Origin of the sequence: Nocardioides anomalus (assembly GCF_011046535.1) — a bacterium.
Classification (GTDB): domain Bacteria; phylum Actinomycetota; class Actinomycetes; order Propionibacteriales; family Nocardioidaceae; genus Nocardioides; species Nocardioides anomalus.
In genome coordinates, this window is sequence record NZ_CP049257.1 from 4,876,386 (window position 1) to 4,891,384 (window position 14,999).

Below are 14,999 nucleotides of genomic sequence, written 5' to 3' on the forward strand. Positions count from 1 at the left end.
AGGGCCACGTCAGCCGCCGAGTCCGCGCTCGCGCGCCCGGATGACCGCCGCGGTGCGGTCAGTGACCTCGAGCTTGACGAAGATCGTGGTGAGGTTGTTGCTCACCGTCTTGGGTGACAGGTGCAGGGTCGCGGCGATCTCGGCGGTGCGCAGACCCCGCGCGAGGAGCTCGAGGATCTCCTTCTCGCGACCGGTGAGCTCGGGGAACGGGTCGTCGGCGAGCCCCGCAGGCGGGTGGGCGAAGTGGTCGAGCAGTCGCGCCGCGATGCCCGGGCCGAAGATCGCCTGCCCGCGGGCGACCGCGCGGATCGCGTCGGCGATGTCCTCCTGCTCCGCGCCCTTGAGCAGGTAGCCCTGGGCGCCGGCCCTCATGGCGGTGAAGACGGTGGCGTCGTCCTCGTACATGGTCAGCACCAGCACGGCCGTGTCCGGCACGGCGCTCCGGATGCGCCGGGTGGCCTCGACCCCGTCGATGCCGGGCATCCGGACGTCCATCAGCACGACGTCGGGCTGGGTGAGCTGGGTCTCGCGGACCGCCGCCTCCCCGTCCTCCGCCTCGCCCACCACCTCGAACTCCGGCAGCGTGTCCAGCAGCGCGGCCAGCCCGCGCCGGACCACCGGGTGGTCGTCGGCGAGCAGCACGCGGATGGACACGGTCCCATCATCGCGGTCCCGGAGCCTCAGCGCCCGGGAAGAAGTTCCCCGGGTCGGGGGTCTGGTCGGGAAGGGCGCAGGACGGGATGCTCTGGGGCGGGGACGTGCAGCGGTCCGAGCGTGGAGCCGTCCGACCACGACTCCACCGGAGGCCACCATGTCCAGCACCACCGTCACCACCCGCACGACCGTCGCGCTGAGCACCGCGCAGAAGGTCGGACTGGTCCTGTGCGCGCTCTACAGCCTCAGCAACATCCCGTCGTTCCTCTTCCCGGCCGACAGCGGCGACGACCCGGGTCCTCCCCTGTCGATCCTGGTGGTCGACACCCTCCTCGGGGTGGTGGGACTCGTCGCCGCCATCCTGGCCTGGCGCGGCAACCGGGTGGCGCACCGCATCGCCGCCGGCGCCATCATCGTCATCACGCTCACCGGTCTGCCGGCGTTCTTCGTCGACGTGCCCATGGCCGTGAAGGCGCTCGTCGGCTTCGGTGTCGTGCTCACCGTCGTCATCGTGGTGCTGATGTTCTCCGGGCCACGGCGACTCCCGGCCGCGGACTGAGAGGCGAGGTCAGGACAGCTCCCGCTCGTGGCGCACCGGCACGAGGCCGAGCGCGGCGAGCGGGAAGAGGGCGGCCAGGGCGAACGTCGCCGAGTAGCCGAAGGCCGCCACGGCCAGCCCGGCGACGGGCGGCACGGCGGTCGCGGCCACGAACTGTGCCGTGTTCTGCACACCGAGGGCGCGGCCGGACCAGAACGGCCCGGCCCGCTCGGCCACGGCGGTGAAGGCCAGGCCGTTGTCGGCCACCGTCACGAGGGTGGCCAGGACCACCAGGGGTACGGCGACCGGCACGGCCCAGCCGGCCGTGAGGCCGAGCAGCAGCATGACGGCGGCCGCGGCCACGGTCACCCAGCGCAGCGGGCGCATCCGGCTGGACACCACGTCGGAGAGCTGGCCGACGCCGATCCGGCCCAGGGCGCCGGCGACCTGCGCGACGGCGACCAGCACGCCGGCCGCGGCCGGGGACCAGCCGCGGTCCTGGACCAGCCACACCAGCGCGAAGGTCCACACCACGAACTGCGGGACCACGAGCAGGACCGAGACGCCGTGGATGCGGGGGAGGTAGTGGTCGGCGCGGTAGGGGCTCGGCGCCGCCGTGGGGCCGCCGGCCGGTCGTGGCGGGTCGACGACCACCAGCGCGACCAGCACCGCGGCGATCGCGCAGGCGGCCACGGGGACCCACACCGCGGCGTACGGCCCGGCCGCATCGGCGACCACGGCCATCGTCACCGCGGCGATCCCGACGCCGGTGGGCTGCGACATCTGGCGGATGCCCATGGCCAGGCCGCGCCGGCCGGCGGGGAACCAGCCGACGACCACGCGCCCGCTGGCCACGCTGCTGCTCGCCCCGAAGAGCCCGGCCAGGCCGAGCCCGACGGCCAGCAGCGGCACCGAGCCGGACAGGGCCGCGAGGGCGCCGAAGACGGCGGCGCCGACCAGCCCCGCGAGCAGCACCAGCCGCTCGCCGCGGCGGTCGGTGAGGAGCCCCCACGGGACCAGCGCGAGCACCACCCCGGCCATCGGCGCGGCGGCCACGAGCCCGGCCTGGGCCAGGCTCAGCCCGCGCTCGTGCAGGGCGGGGATGAGGAACGCCGGGCCGTGGATCATCACCGCGGTCGCGGCCTGGGCCAGCGTGCTCGCGGCGAGCATCGCCCACCGCCGGCGCACCCCGACCCGGGCGGCGGGGTCGGCGTACGTCGTCACCCGGCCGATTCAACGCCGCCCTGGCGCCGCCCGGCGCGTGTGGCGCCGGGCGTGAGACGCGCCGGCGCTACTTCTTGGGCAGGTCGGCCCCGGCGATCTTGAGCTCCGCGTGGGCCAGGTCGATGACCGCGCCGCTGCCGTCGAGCAGGGTGATGCGCACGCCCACCACGTCGATGCCGCCGTTGGTCCTGGTCACCACGTTCGTGTCGACCCGCAGCACCCCCGGGATCTCCAGGCCCTCGAGCGCCCCGACCGGGATCGACTGCCCCTGGACCACGACGCCACCGATCTGGGTGCCGTCGCTGTCGGCGTGCACCCCGCCCGGGCCGCGCACCACGTGCGCCCGGGCCGTGATCGCGTCGATGACCAGCGCGCCGTTGAGCAGGTTGGCCCGGGCGAGCGAGGCGGTGGTGTAGCCGGCGGCCTTCTTGCCGGTCTGCAGGCCGTTCACCGCGGTGCCGGCGCCGTCGACCTGGAGCACGCCGGGCACGGAGACCGACGCCAGGCTCTTGGTGCGGGTCTCGCCGCCGGTGCCCTGGCAGGGCATCACCTCGAGCGGCTGCGGGCCGCTGCGGACCAGGTCGCCGACGGCCTTGACCTGGGTGGCGTTGGCCTTGCCGTAGAACAGGCCGCGCCGGATGCCGGTGTCGAGCTTGGCCGCGGTGTGCGCGACCTGGATCTTGGTGCCGGTCGGCAGCACCTGGATGACCAGTCCCTCGGCCTTGGCCTGCGCGCCGGCCGGGGTGACGACCTTCTTCTCCTTGCCCACCGAGATGCGCACCAGGCCGGGCACCTCGACGGGGGCGTCGGGCTTCGGGATCGGCAGGCTGACCAGGTCCTGGCCGGCCACGCTGAGCGTGATGCCCGCGACCGAGACCGCGGTGTCGGCGTGGTAGCCGCCGGCGTCGTGGTAGGCCTTCGAGCTGGCCTGGATGGCCTTGATCTTCAGGCCCAGCACGTTCGGGACGTCCAGGGTCAGGCTGCCGATCGTGTGCGTGGAGTACGACGCCACGTCGTCGCCGCCGCCCGACGTGCCCGTGGTCGCGTAGACGCCGTCGAGCCGGCCCAGCCCGGGCAGCTCGACGGTGGCGACCTGGTTCTCCTTGCCGGTGCCGAGGCGGTTGGTGCAGGCGATGGCCTGGTAGGACGTGGTGCCCGACGAGACCGGCAGCTGCCCGCCGCGGATCCGGGTCCCGTAGCTCACCGCGCGGAAGGCGTACGGCGTGGTGTCCTTGCCGCCCTGGTTGTGGTGGTGGCCGTGCGGCTCGGCCGCCACGGCGGCGGGCGCCGTGGCGGCGGTGGCGATCAGGGCGAGGCCGGCCGCGGCGACGGCGACCGGACGGAGGGTGGCGCGCATGGGTGCTCCTGGGTCGGTGGGCTGCTGACTACAACTGCCCGATGAGGCCCTGGGTTACTCCTGCGTAACAACAGCGCGTCCAGACCGGAGCCTGCGGGGTCGGGTCGGGAGGGTCCAGACCGGCGGACCGCGGAGAACCGCAGGCGTTTCGCGCGCGTCCACACAGGGGAAGGAACCGGACAGCCACGACACGGGTACGTGGCGACGGGGACCGGCGCAGGAGGCGTGGCGATGGTGGACAGCACGACACCCGGCGGCGAGGTCGATCCGCGCACGCTCCAGCTCTCGCCGGAGCTGGTCAGCCAGATCGCGGCCGTCCTGGAGGACACCGCCGGCGAGGTGCGCCGGGCGCCCGTCCGCGCGCCGGGGGCGATGTCGTTCGGCCAGTCCACCATCGGCCTCACGCTGGGTCGGCACTCCCTCATGGCGCACCAGGTCATGCAGGACGCCCTGGCCGAGCTCGACGCGCACCTGCGGATGACCGGCGACCTGGTCCGCGAGCACGCCCAGCGGCTCCAAGCGGTCGACGACGACGCGGCCGTCTCGGTCCGGCCCTACCAGGCCGGGGTGGAGGCCGTCGCGGCCCCGCTCGACCCGACCACCGAGTGGGTCGCGCAGTGAGCCAGCAGGTCGGCGTGCTCGTGGCCACGGGCGGCGGCGGCCCGGGGCGCTACCAGCGCGACCGCCTCAAGAAGTTCGTCACCGGCGTGCAGCCCGAGGAGGTCTACGACGCCGCCCAGCAGTGGCTAGTCTGCGCCCGGGTGCTGCAGGCGGTCGCCGAGGAGCTCGATGCCCGCAGCCGCAACGTGGCCGAAACCTTCGGCGGCGAGTCCGGCCCGGCGGCCGCCGCCCAGTTCCGGGCCGCCTCGGACGCGATGCTGCAGCACTCGCAGCGCTTCGAGCGGGGGGCCGACGCGCTCGAGACCGCCGCCACCGCCATGATGCGGGCGCGGGCGGTCCACGAGGAGATCGAGGACCAGCCGCTGCAGCGGCCGCGACCGCCGCGCCGCTCGCCCGGCTCGAGCGAGGGGCGGGAGGTGCTGGTGCTGTCGCAGTACGGCAGCGACCAGCACTCCTACCGGCAGCAGTCCGCCGAGCAGGAGCAGGCGGCGGCCGAGGCCACCGCCCGGATGCAGGCGTCCTACGACCAGGCCATCCAGCAGATGAAGACCGTGCACGGCAACGGCGACCCCGACGTGGTCTCCGGCGGCTGGGACGGCCCGAAGGGCGGCTTCGACGACGACCCCGGCCCCGGGGAGCACCACGACCCGGAGGAGACCGGCCCGACCACGCCCGCAGGCCCGGTCGGACCGTCCCCGCTCGGCGTCGGCCCCGAGGTCGGCGTCCCGCAGGGTCCCGGCTCGCTCGGGGGCGGGCTGTCCGCGGGCGGGCTCGCGGGCGCGGCCGTGGGTGGTGCCGGCGTTCCCGGGCTGGGCGGCCTGTCCGGGCTGGGTGCGCCGGGCGTGGCCGTGGCCGGCTCCCTCGGCGGTGCGGTCGCCGGCGGGCTCGGTGCCTTCGGCGGCGGCGGCGGCGCCGGGAGCGTCGGGTCGCCGGGTGCGGCCGGTGCCGGCGTCGGACGGCCGCCGAGCGTGGTGGCCACGGGTGGCGGCGCGGGCGGTGGGGCCAGGGGCGGTGCGTCCGCGGCGGGCGGTCGTGGCTCCGGCGGTTCCGGGACGCGCGGCTCCGGGAGTCGCGGGGCGTACGCCGCCGGCGGTCGGGCCGCCGGAGGGGACCACGAGACCAAGCGCCGCAAGGACGGGCGCCGCGAGCTGAGCGGCGACGAGGCGGACTGGGTCGACGACGACGGGATCGGGACCAGCGTCCTGCGCTGACCCCCGGTCCAGGTCGCCGCGTCTCGGATCCGAGACGCGTCGGCGCGCGCCGCTCTGGCCGCTCCGCACGCGCGGGTGTTGGCTGGCGGCATGTCGCCCGTGACCGTGGACGTCGGACCGCTCGCCCCCGAGGACGTCGTGGCCGTGGCCCGCGACGGCGCCGCGGTGGAGCTGAGCGAGACCGCGCTGGCCGGCGTGGACCGGGCCCGCGCGGTGGTCGACGAGCTCGCGGCCGCCCCCACGCCGGCGTACGGCATCTCGACCGGCTTCGGTGCGCTCGCCACCCGCCACATCCCGACCGAGATGCGCGCCCAGCTCCAGCGCTCGCTGGTCCGCTCGCACGCCGCCGGCTCCGGCCCCGAGGTCGAGCGCGAGGTCGTCCGGGCGCTGATGCTGCTGCGGCTCTCCACGCTCGCGACCGGCCGCACCGGCGTCCGCCGGGAGACGGCGCAGCTGCTGGCCGGGCTGCTCAACGCGGGCATCACGCCGGTGGTCCACGAGTACGGCTCGCTCGGCTGCTCCGGTGACCTCGCTCCGCTCTCGCACTGCGCGCTGGCGCTCATGGGGGAGGGCACGGTGCGTGACGCGTCCGGTGTGCTGCTCCCCGCCGCCGACGCGCTCGCCGCGGCCGGACTGGCGCCGGTCGAGCTGGTGGCCAAGGAGGGGCTCGCGCTCATCAACGGCACCGACGGGATGCTCGGGATGCTGGTGCTCGCCGTGGCCGACCTGCGCCGCCTGCTGGCCACCGCCGACATCGCCGCGGCCATGAGCGTCGAGGCCCAGATGGGCACCGACCGGGTCTTCGCCGCCGAGCTCCAGGCGCTGCGACCCCAGGTCGGGCAGGCGCTCTCGGCGGCCAACCTGACGCGCGTGCTCGAGGGCTCGGGCGTGCTGGCCAGCCACCGCGACGACAAGTTCCACCGCGTGCAGGACGCCTACTCGTTGCGCTGCTCGCCGCAGGTGCACGGTGCGGCCCGCGACACCGTGGAGCACGCCGCGACCGTCGCCGGCCGCGAGCTCGCCTCGGCCATCGACAACCCGGTGGTGCTCGTCGACGAGGGCCGGGTGGAGTCCAACGGCAACTTCCACGGCGCCCCGGTCGCCTACGTGCTCGACTTCCTGGCCATCGTCACCGCCGACGTGGCCTCGATCAGCGAGCGCCGCACCGACCGGTTCCTGGACCGTGCTCGCAGCCACGACCTGCCGCCGTTCCTGGCCAGCGACCCCGGCGTGGACAGTGGGCTGATGATCGCGCAGTACACCCAGGCCGCGATCGTCTCCGAGCTCAAGCGGCTCGCCGTACCGGCCTCCGTCGACTCCATCCCCTCCAGCGCCATGCAGGAGGACCACGTCTCGATGGGCTGGAACGCCGCCCGCAAGCTGCGCCGCTCCGTCGACGGCCTGACCCGGGTGGTCGCCGTCGAGCTGCTGGCCGCCGCCCGCGCGCTCGACCTGCGCGCGCCCCTCGAGCCGGCCCCGGCCACCGCCGGCGTCGTCGCGCTGCTCCGCTCCTCCGGCGTCCCCGGGCCTGGCCCGGACCGCCACCTCGCGCCCGAGATCGAGGCGGCCGTCCAGCTGGTCGCCTCGGGTGCCGTCCTGTCCGCCGTCGAGACCGTCACCGGAGAACTGGCATGACTGACCCGTCCAACCCCCGCCTGCCCATCCACGCCGCCACCGGCACCGAGCTGCGCGCCCGCTCCTGGCAGACCGAGGCGCCGCTGCGGATGCTGATGAACAACCTCGACCCCGAGGTGGCCGAGAACCCCGAGGAGCTCGTGGTCTACGGCGGCACCGGCCGCGCGGCCCGCAGCTGGGAGGCGTACGACGCGCTCGTGCGCACCCTCGAGACGCTGGCCGACGACGAGACGATGCTCGTGCAGTCCGGCAAGCCCGTCGGCGTCATGAGGACCCACGAGTGGGCGCCGCGCGTGCTCATTGCCAACTCCAACCTGGTGCCCGACTGGGCGAACTGGGACGAGTTCCGCCGGCTCGAGGAGCTCGGGCTCACGATGTACGGCCAGATGACCGCCGGCTCGTGGATCTACATCGGCACCCAGGGGATCCTCCAGGGCACCTTCGAGACCTTCGCCGCCGTCGCGGACAAGAAGTTCGGCGGCACCCTCGCCGGCACCATCACCGTGACCGCCGGCCTCGGCGGCATGGGCGGCGCGCAGCCGCTCGCGGTGACCATGAACGACGGCGTGGTCATCTGCATCGAGTGCGACCAGGCCCGCATCCAGCGCCGCATCGACCACCGCTACCTCGACGTGCAGGCCGCCTCGCTGGCCGAGGCGGTGTCGCTGGCCGTCGACGCTCGCGACGAGCGGCGCCCGCTGTCGATCGGCGTGCTGGGCAACGCCGCTGAGCTGCTGCCCCAGCTGCTGGAGATGGACGCCCCGATCGACGTCGTCACCGACCAGACCTCGGCGCACGACCCGCTGTACTACCTGCCCGTCGGCGTGCCGTTCGCCGAGTGGGGCTCGCGACGCGAGGCTGACCCCGACGGCTTCACCAAGGAGGCGCAGGCCTCGATGGCCGCGCACGTGCGCGCCATGGTCGAGTTCCAGGACAAGGGCGCCGAGGTCTTCGACTACGGCAACTCCATCCGCGACGAGGCGCGCAAGGGCGGCTACGACCGGGCCTTCGCCTTTCCCGGCTTCGTGCCGGCCTACATCCGGCCGTTGTTCTGCGAGGGCAAGGGCCCGTTCCGCTGGGCCGCGCTGTCCGGCGACCCCGCCGACATCGCCGCCACCGACCGGGCGATCCTCGAGCTGTTCCCCGAGAACGAACGGCTCCGCAAGTGGATCACCATGGCCGGCGAGCGCGTGCACTTCCAGGGCCTGCCCGCCCGCATCTGCTGGCTCGGGTACGGCGAGCGCCACCTGGCCGGCCTGAAGTTCAACGAGATGGTCGCCTCCGGCGAGCTCAAGGCCCCCCTCGTCATCGGCCGCGACCACCTCGACTGCGGCTCCGTCGCCTCGCCGTACCGCGAGACCGAGGGCATGCTCGACGGCTCCGACGCCATCGCCGACTGGGCCATCCTCAACGCCCTGGTCAACACGGCCTCCGGCGCCACCTGGGTCTCCTTCCACCACGGCGGCGGCGTCGGCATCGGCCGCTCGTTGCACGCGGGGCAGGTCACCGTCGCGGACGGCACCGAGCTCGCCGCGCAGAAGATCGAGCGGGTGCTCACCAACGACCCGGGCATGGGGGTCATCCGGCACGTGGACGCCGGCTACGACCGGGCGAGCGAGGTCGCCGCCGAGCGCGGCGTGCGCATCCCGATGACCGAGGGCTGACGCCCTCGGCCCCGGGCCGCCGGTGAGGGCGGAACAGGCGCGGTGGTCTCAGATCACCGTCGCGCCGACCGCCCGTCGGGCACTACCGTCGGGCGCACGGGGTCGTCGTACCTCTGCGCCCGGAGCCCTGATGGACATCACCACCTTCTACGCCCTGTTCTCCGCCACCTGCTTCGCGCTGCTCGGCTTCTGGTGGAACCTGCTCCAGGGCAATCCGCACTGGCTGCGCGACCCGGACACGCGGCGGGCGGTCGGCGGGGTCTACCTGGCCCTGCTGCTGCCGGCGCTGATGGGGCTGTTCGCGCAGGTGGGCGGCAGCGGTACGACGACCATCTGGCGGATCAGCTTCGTGGCCATCGCGGTCGTGGGGCTGCTGACCACGCTGCGGGCGCTGCCGCACAGCCGGCGGGTGGAGGTGGACGACACGGCCACGCGGGTGGCGACGTTCGTGCTCTACGCGCTCATCGCCGTGGTGGGGGTGGTGCCGGAGATCGGCACCCTGGTGGACCTCAAGGCCATCCAGGTCGAGGCGATGCTGCTGATCCTGCTGGTGCTGACCGCGCACGGGCTGGTGTGGCGGTTCATGACGGCGGGGCCGCAGCCGGGGCACCATGAGGCATGACACCTGCCGAGGAGTTCGCTGAGGTCGCCGCGCGGTTCGGGGAGGTGGTGGCCGGGGTGCGGCCCGAGCAGTGGGACGACCCGGCGCCGGTGCCGGACTGGACGGCGCGCGACGTGGTGCGCCACCTGGTGGAGTGGTTCCCGGCGCTGACCCACGGGCTGCCGGTGGCCGTGGCGCCGGGGCCGTCGGTGGACGACGACCCGGCGGGCGCGTGGTCGGCGTTCCAGCGCGGGGTCCAGGACCTGCTCGACGATCCGGACAGCGCGGCGCTGGTGCCGACCAACCCCAACTTCGGCGGCGTGCCGCTGGGCGAGGCCGTGACCCGGTTCTTCAGCACCGACGTCTTCATGCACACCTGGGACCTGGCGCGGGCGACCGGCCAGGACGCGACGCTCGACCCGGAGCGGTGCGCGGCGATGCTGTCCGGCATGGAGCCCATCGACGACCTGCTGCGTCAGAGCGGGCAGTACGGGCCGCGGATCGACGTGGGTGAGGACGCAGATGTGCAGACGCGGATGCTCGGCTTCATCGGCCGCGATCCCCTGTGGCGGCCACCGGCACGAGCCTAGGCTCGCGGTGTGACGACCTCACCGACGCGGGCCCGGGCCACCCTCACCGACATCAGCTCGCGCGCGTGGGAGCACCCCGCCGACCGCGGCGCGCTGGTCGCGCTGCGCAAGCTCAAGGGCTTCGACACCGTGCTGCGGACGCTGTCGGGCTTCATGAACGAGCGGCGGATCCGGCTCGACTTCCTGGGCGGCGGGATCCGGGTCGACGAGCGGCAGTTCGCCGGCGTGCACCGGGTGCTGGCCGAGGTCGGACGGGTGCTGGACGTCGAGCAGCTGCCCGAGGTCTACGTCGTCAACGACCCGCACACCAACGCGATGACCATCGGCATGGACCGACCGGTGATCGTGCTCAACTCCGCGCTCTTCGACCTGCTCGACGAGGAGGAGATGCGCTTCGTCATCGCCCACGAGCTCGGCCACGCCGAGAGCGGGCACGCGGTCTACCGCACCCTGCTGCTCTGGCTGATGGGGCTGACCGGTGTGTGGAGCGCGGTGCCGGGTGGCGCGCTCGGGCTGCGCGTGCTGATCGCGGCGCTCTACGAGTGGTCGCGCAAGGCCGAGCTCTCCGCGGACCGCGCCGGCCTGCTCGCCACCCAGGACCCGTCGGTCGCGTTCCGCGTGCACATGAAGCTGGCCAGCGGCTCCGGCGACCTCAGCGAGCTCGACCAGACGTCGTTCTTCGCCCAGGGCCAGGAGTACCTCGAGACCACCGACCTGCGCGACTCGGTGCTCAAGATCCTGCTCAACGAGCGGGCCAGCCACCCGTACGCCGTCGTGCGCGCGGCCGAACTGCGGCGCTGGGTCGACTCCGGCGAGTACACCGCGATCCTGGCGGGCAGCTACCCCCGCCGCGAGGACGACGGCGACGCCAGCATGAGCGAGGCGGCCAAGCAGGCGGCCGACTCCTACAGCGAGGCCTTCCGGACCTCGCAGGACGTGCTGGGCAAGCTGGTCCACGACGTGGCCGGCTTCTTCGGCAGCGCGAAGCTCTGGCTCGACGAGCAGCTGCGCCGCACCCGCGACTGAGGCGACCAGAGCGGACGACGTCAGTGGCGGGTGCGGCGCGGTGCGTGGTGCCCGACGCTGCGTGAGGCGGGCTCCGGTGCGGCTGCACGCGTCCAGTTCCCTGGCGGACCGCCCCCGATGCCCACCCCTTGGGGTGGAATCTCTACCAGATCAGTACTGCATGCGCGGCGTGGCCATCCGCGCGGACACCCGCGGCCGGCTCGCCTTGGTGATGCACCCCTGGTCGAGACCGTTGGTGGCCAGCCCGGCGAGGTCGCCGGCGCCGTACAGGCCCCGGAAGTAGCCGTCGGGGTAGACCCCGCGGCCCGCGCCCGGGTACATGATCTCGTCGGTGGCCTCGAAGTGCGCGAGCCCCATGGCGTGCCCGATCTCGTGCAGGATCGTCTCGCCCCAGGCCGGCTTGGTGCCGAGGTAGCTCTGGTCGTAGACGCCGCTGAAGTAGGCGTCGGTGTCGAGCACGATCCCGGCCTGGGTGGTGAGCCCGACGTGCTTGCCGTGGGCGTCGCGGCCGTAGTACACCAGCCGCGGTCCACCGAAGCCGATCGCCGGCGTGGTCACGAACTCCGGCACCTCGGCCTCGGTCGCCCACGAGATGAGGAAGTCCTGGCCCTTGGGCAGCTTGGGCCAGCGGCCGTCGGCGGTGGCGATGGTGTGCGAGGTCCCGACGTACTTCACGTCGATGCCGGTCGCCATCGACATCTGCTCCATGCCGGCCTGCGCCAGCGCGATCCCGGTCGGGCCGACGTCGTCGGCGTTGACGACGTAGCGGATGGTCTTGCACGGGTTGAAGGAGTAGCGCTGGCCCTGCGAGGACAGCGTGAAGGCGTGGTCGGCCGGGTTCCCCCGGGGGGCGTACGGCGTCGCGACGCTCACTTTGGTGCCCTTGTGGAAGGCCTTGCGACCCGAGGTCGAGACGCGCACCTTGTGCACGCCGTACCAGTCCAGGGCGCCGGAGATCGCGAACTTCCCCTTCTTGTCCGACTTGGTCTTGCCGAAGCTGATCCACTTCTTGCCGGCCTTGACCTGGAGCTTGACCTTGACCTTGCGGCCCGGGACCTTGCCGTGTGCGGCGACGACCGCGCCGGTGCCGGCCGTGACGCTGGTGACGTCCCACGTCACCTTGCCCTTGTGCTTGTGGTGACCCTTGCCGCCGTGGTGCGGCTTGGCCGCCACGGTGCTGGCGCTGCTGCTCTGCGGGTCGGCCGCGACGGCGCTGGGGCCGACCGCGGAGAGGAGGGCGCCGCTGACGCCGAGGACGAGGGAGGCCGCGAGTGCACGGCGAGGTGAGGACGAGGTCACGCGACCTCCTTTCCCCGTCGGGGCGCTGTGCAATCCCCAGGTCTAGCCGAGGGCCGCGATCGCCTCGTGGATCGCGAGCGTGCGGCGGGCGGAGTCGACGTGCAGCTGCTCGACCATCCGGCCGTTGTGGGTGACCACGCCCGAGCCCTGACCGTCCTCGAAGGCCTGGATGAGGCCGCGGGCGTCCTCGACGGCCTGCTCGCTCGGGGCGAACGCCGCGTTGGCGCCCTCGACCTGGCCCGGGTGGATGAGCGTCTTGCCGTCGAAGCCCAGCTCGCGGCCCTGACGGCACTCGGCCAGGAAGCCGTCGGTGTCCTTGACGTCGTTGTGGACGCCGTCCAGCACCGCGATGCCCGCGGCCCGGCCGGCCAGGAGCGCGGTGTGCAGGCTGGGCAGGATCGGGGCGCGGCCGGGGACGTGCTCGGCGTACAGCTCCTTGACCAGGTCGTTGGTGCCCATCACGAAGGCGCCCAACCGCTCGCTGGCCGTGGCGATGGCCAGCGCGCCGAGGATCGCGCGGGGCGTCTCGACCATGGCCCAGAGCACGGTGTGGTCGGGGGCGCCGGCCGCCTCCAGCTTCGCGACGAGCGTGCGGACCTCGTCGGCGCTGCCGACCTTGGGGACGACGACGGCCGCCGGGCCGGCCTGGGCCGCGGCCTCGAGGTCGGCGTCGTGCCACTCGGTGCCGATGCCGTTGACGCGGATGGTGACGGTGCGCCGGCCGTACTCGCCGCTCGCCGCGGCCGCGCACGCCGCCTCGCGGGCGGCCGGCTTGGCGTCGGGCGCGACGGCGTCCTCGAGGTCGAGGATGAGCGCGTCGCAGGGGATCGTCTTGGCCTTCTCCAGCGCGCGCTCGTTGGAGGCCGGCATGTACAGGACGCTGCGCAGGGGCGTGAAGTCGTCCACCGGCTCAGACCTCGATCGCGTCGTACTGGGCCTTGAGCTCGGGGTCGATCGCCGCGAGCTGCTCGGCGAGCTCCACCATCACCAGGCACTGCTTGAGGGAGGCGTCGTCCTCCATCTTGCCGTCGAGCATCACCGCACCGGTGCCGTCGCCCATGGCCGCGACCACCCGCCGCGCGTGCGCGACGTCCTCCGCGCTCGGGCTGAAGACGCGGTGGGCGATGGCGATCTGCTGGGGGTGCAGCGACCAGGTGCCGACGCAGCCGAGCAGGAAGGCGTTGCGGAACTGGTCCTCGCACGCCACCACGTCCGCGATGTCGCCGAACGGCCCGTAGTACGGGTAGATCCCGTGCATCGCGCAGGCGTCGACCATCCGCGCGATCGTGTAGTGCCAGAGGTCCTGCTGGTACGTCGAGCGCCGGGCCTCGAGGTTGGCCACGCCGTCCACCCGCGGCGGGTCCTCGCGCACCAGGTAGCCCGGGTGACCCCCGCCGACCCGCGTGGTCTTCATCCGCCGGTCCGCGGCCAGGTCGGCCGGGCCGAGGCTGAGGCCCTGCATGCGCGGCGAGGCGCCGCAGATCTCCTCGACGTTGGCCACGCCGCGCGCGGTCTCGAGGATCGCGTGCACGAGCAGCGGCCGCTCCAGGCCCGCCTTGGCCTCGAGCTGGGCCAGCAGCCGGTCGACGTAGTGGATGTCCTCGGCGCCCTGGACCTTGGGCACCATGATCACGTCGAGCCGGTCGCCGATCTCGGTGACGAGCGTGGTCAGGTCGTCGAGGACCCACGGGCTGTCGAGGGCGTTGATCCGCGTCCACAGCTGGGTGGGCCCGAAGTCGGTGCCCTTCGCGATGTCGACGAGGCCCTGGCGCGCGGCCTCCTTGTTCTCGGCCTTGACCGCGTCCTCGAGGTTGCCCAGCAGCACGTCGACCGTGCCGACCATGGCCGGGACCTTGGCCGCCATCTTGGCGTTGCTCGGGTCGAAGAAGTGGATGGCCCGGCTCGGCCGCGCGGGGATCTCGCGCAGCGGCTGCGGAGCCCCGACGGCCAGCGGACGGAAGAAGTCCTTGGCGCTCTTGCCGCTCATGAGCCGAAGTGGACCACGACCGCCCACCGCGGCGGTATGACCGATCTGACACTCAGCCCCGGCGGAACCAGCCCCGCTTCTTCTTCGGCGCCGCCTGCTCGGCGGCCTGCGCCTCGCGGGCCCGGGCCCGGGCCTCGGCGCGGCGGGCCTCGCGGCGTTCGCCCCAGGCCGCGACCGCGGCGTCGACGTCGCGGGGCATGGTGACCAGCGGCGGGCCCTCGGGGAGGCGGTAGCGGGCGGCGATCACGCGGGCGTTGAAGTCCTCGAGGTGGCGGCGGACCTCGGCCTCGGTGAGGAGCTTGTCGAGGACGTCCTCGAGCTCGGCGTCCTCCCTGCGCAGCTGCAGGCTGGGCGGGAGGACGGCGACGTTCTCGCGCTCGACGAGCTTCTTGATCCACCAGTTGGGGTCGTGGCTGGTGTCGAGCTCCAGCGGCTTGCCGGCGCCGGGCAGGTCGTCGAAGTCGCCGCGGTCCATCGCCTGGCGGATCTGCAGGTCGACCCAGGTGTGCTGCTGGGCCATGCGCGCACGGGCGGCGGCCCGCCCGTCCGGTCGCGTGCCGGGCCGGGTGCGCTCCTCGGAGGGCTCGGCCAT

The 14,999-nt window shown here is 73.8% G+C and carries 15 protein-coding genes; 8 read left to right on the top strand and 7 right to left on the bottom strand.

Annotated features, from left to right (window positions below; all coding sequences use genetic code 11):
* Positions 1–9 precede the first annotated feature (9 nt).
* Positions 10–654, bottom strand: coding sequence for a response regulator (locus tag G5V58_RS24270; RefSeq protein WP_230486927.1), 645 nt, complete (start codon positions 652–654; stop codon positions 10–12).
* Positions 655–811: 157 nt separating this feature from the next.
* Between G5V58_RS24270 and G5V58_RS24275 the strand changes: the two genes are divergently transcribed.
* Positions 812–1,213 (top strand): hypothetical protein, encoded by a 402-nt coding sequence (locus G5V58_RS24275; protein ID WP_165238036.1) that lies wholly within the window; start codon positions 812–814, stop codon positions 1,211–1,213.
* 9 nt (positions 1,214–1,222) lie between these two features.
* Here G5V58_RS24275 and G5V58_RS24280 read toward each other — a convergent pair whose 3' ends face one another.
* Together G5V58_RS24280 and G5V58_RS24285 are read right to left on the bottom strand one after the other, a co-directional pair.
* Entirely contained in the window at positions 1,223–2,416 is a 1,194-nt protein-coding gene (locus tag G5V58_RS24280; RefSeq protein ID WP_230486928.1) for an MFS transporter, read from the bottom strand.
* A gap of 67 nt (positions 2,417–2,483) precedes the next feature.
* Entirely contained in the window at positions 2,484–3,773 is a 1,290-nt protein-coding gene (locus tag G5V58_RS24285; RefSeq protein WP_165238038.1) for a choice-of-anchor P family protein, read from the bottom strand.
* A gap of 231 nt (positions 3,774–4,004) precedes the next feature.
* Between G5V58_RS24285 and G5V58_RS24290 the strand changes: the two genes are divergently transcribed.
* The 7 genes from G5V58_RS24290 to G5V58_RS24320 all read left to right on the top strand — a co-directional run bounded on the left by G5V58_RS24290 (position 4,005) and on the right by G5V58_RS24320 (position 11,121).
* Complete coding sequence (locus tag G5V58_RS24290) at positions 4,005–4,394, top strand: hypothetical protein (protein WP_165238040.1); 390 nt, start codon at positions 4,005–4,007, stop codon at positions 4,392–4,394.
* A complete protein-coding gene (locus G5V58_RS24295; RefSeq protein WP_165238042.1) occupies positions 4,391–5,605 on the top strand; it encodes a hypothetical protein in 1,215 nt (404 codons plus the stop codon). The genes G5V58_RS24290 and G5V58_RS24295 overlap by 4 nt, the downstream gene beginning before the upstream one ends.
* 90 nt (positions 5,606–5,695) lie before the next feature.
* Positions 5,696–7,240, top strand: coding sequence for a histidine ammonia-lyase (gene hutH / locus G5V58_RS24300; RefSeq protein WP_165238044.1), 1,545 nt, complete (start codon positions 5,696–5,698; stop codon positions 7,238–7,240).
* Positions 7,237–8,904 carry a urocanate hydratase gene (gene hutU / locus G5V58_RS24305; protein ID WP_165238046.1) on the top strand — a complete coding sequence of 556 codons (1,668 nt, stop codon included), beginning with the start codon at positions 7,237–7,239 and terminating at the stop codon, positions 8,902–8,904. Before hutH ends, hutU begins: the two co-directional genes overlap by 4 nt.
* Positions 8,905–9,034: 130 nt before the next feature.
* Positions 9,035–9,526: a hypothetical protein gene (locus G5V58_RS24310; RefSeq protein ID WP_165238048.1), complete on the top strand. Its 492-nt coding sequence runs from the start codon at positions 9,035–9,037 to the stop codon at positions 9,524–9,526.
* Positions 9,523–10,095: a TIGR03086 family metal-binding protein gene (locus tag G5V58_RS24315; RefSeq protein ID WP_165238050.1), complete on the top strand. Its 573-nt coding sequence runs from the start codon at positions 9,523–9,525 to the stop codon at positions 10,093–10,095. The genes G5V58_RS24310 and G5V58_RS24315 overlap by 4 nt, the downstream gene beginning before the upstream one ends.
* Positions 10,096–10,104: 9 nt before the next feature.
* Positions 10,105–11,121, top strand: coding sequence for a M48 family metallopeptidase (locus tag G5V58_RS24320; RefSeq protein WP_165238052.1), 1,017 nt, complete (start codon positions 10,105–10,107; stop codon positions 11,119–11,121).
* A gap of 150 nt (positions 11,122–11,271) precedes the next feature.
* Here G5V58_RS24320 and G5V58_RS24325 read toward each other — a convergent pair whose 3' ends face one another.
* Genes G5V58_RS24325 through G5V58_RS24340 form a run of 4 tightly spaced genes read right to left on the bottom strand, consistent with a single transcriptional unit; the run spans position 11,272 to position 14,999 of the window.
* Positions 11,272–12,420, bottom strand: a complete 1,149-nt coding sequence (locus G5V58_RS24325) for a zinc metalloprotease (protein WP_165238054.1) — start codon at positions 12,418–12,420, stop codon at positions 11,272–11,274.
* Positions 12,421–12,462: 42 nt separating this feature from the next.
* Positions 12,463–13,290: an HpcH/HpaI aldolase/citrate lyase family protein gene (locus G5V58_RS24330; RefSeq protein WP_165239616.1), complete on the bottom strand. Its 828-nt coding sequence runs from the start codon at positions 13,288–13,290 to the stop codon at positions 12,463–12,465.
* A 40-nt stretch (positions 13,291–13,330) separates the two neighbouring features.
* Positions 13,331–14,407 carry an HpcH/HpaI aldolase/citrate lyase family protein gene (locus G5V58_RS24335; protein ID WP_165238056.1) on the bottom strand — a complete coding sequence of 359 codons (1,077 nt, stop codon included), beginning with the start codon at positions 14,405–14,407 and terminating at the stop codon, positions 13,331–13,333.
* Between the two features lie 52 nt (positions 14,408–14,459).
* Positions 14,460–14,999 (bottom strand): DnaJ family domain-containing protein, encoded by a 540-nt coding sequence (locus G5V58_RS24340; RefSeq protein ID WP_165238058.1) that lies wholly within the window; start codon positions 14,997–14,999, stop codon positions 14,460–14,462.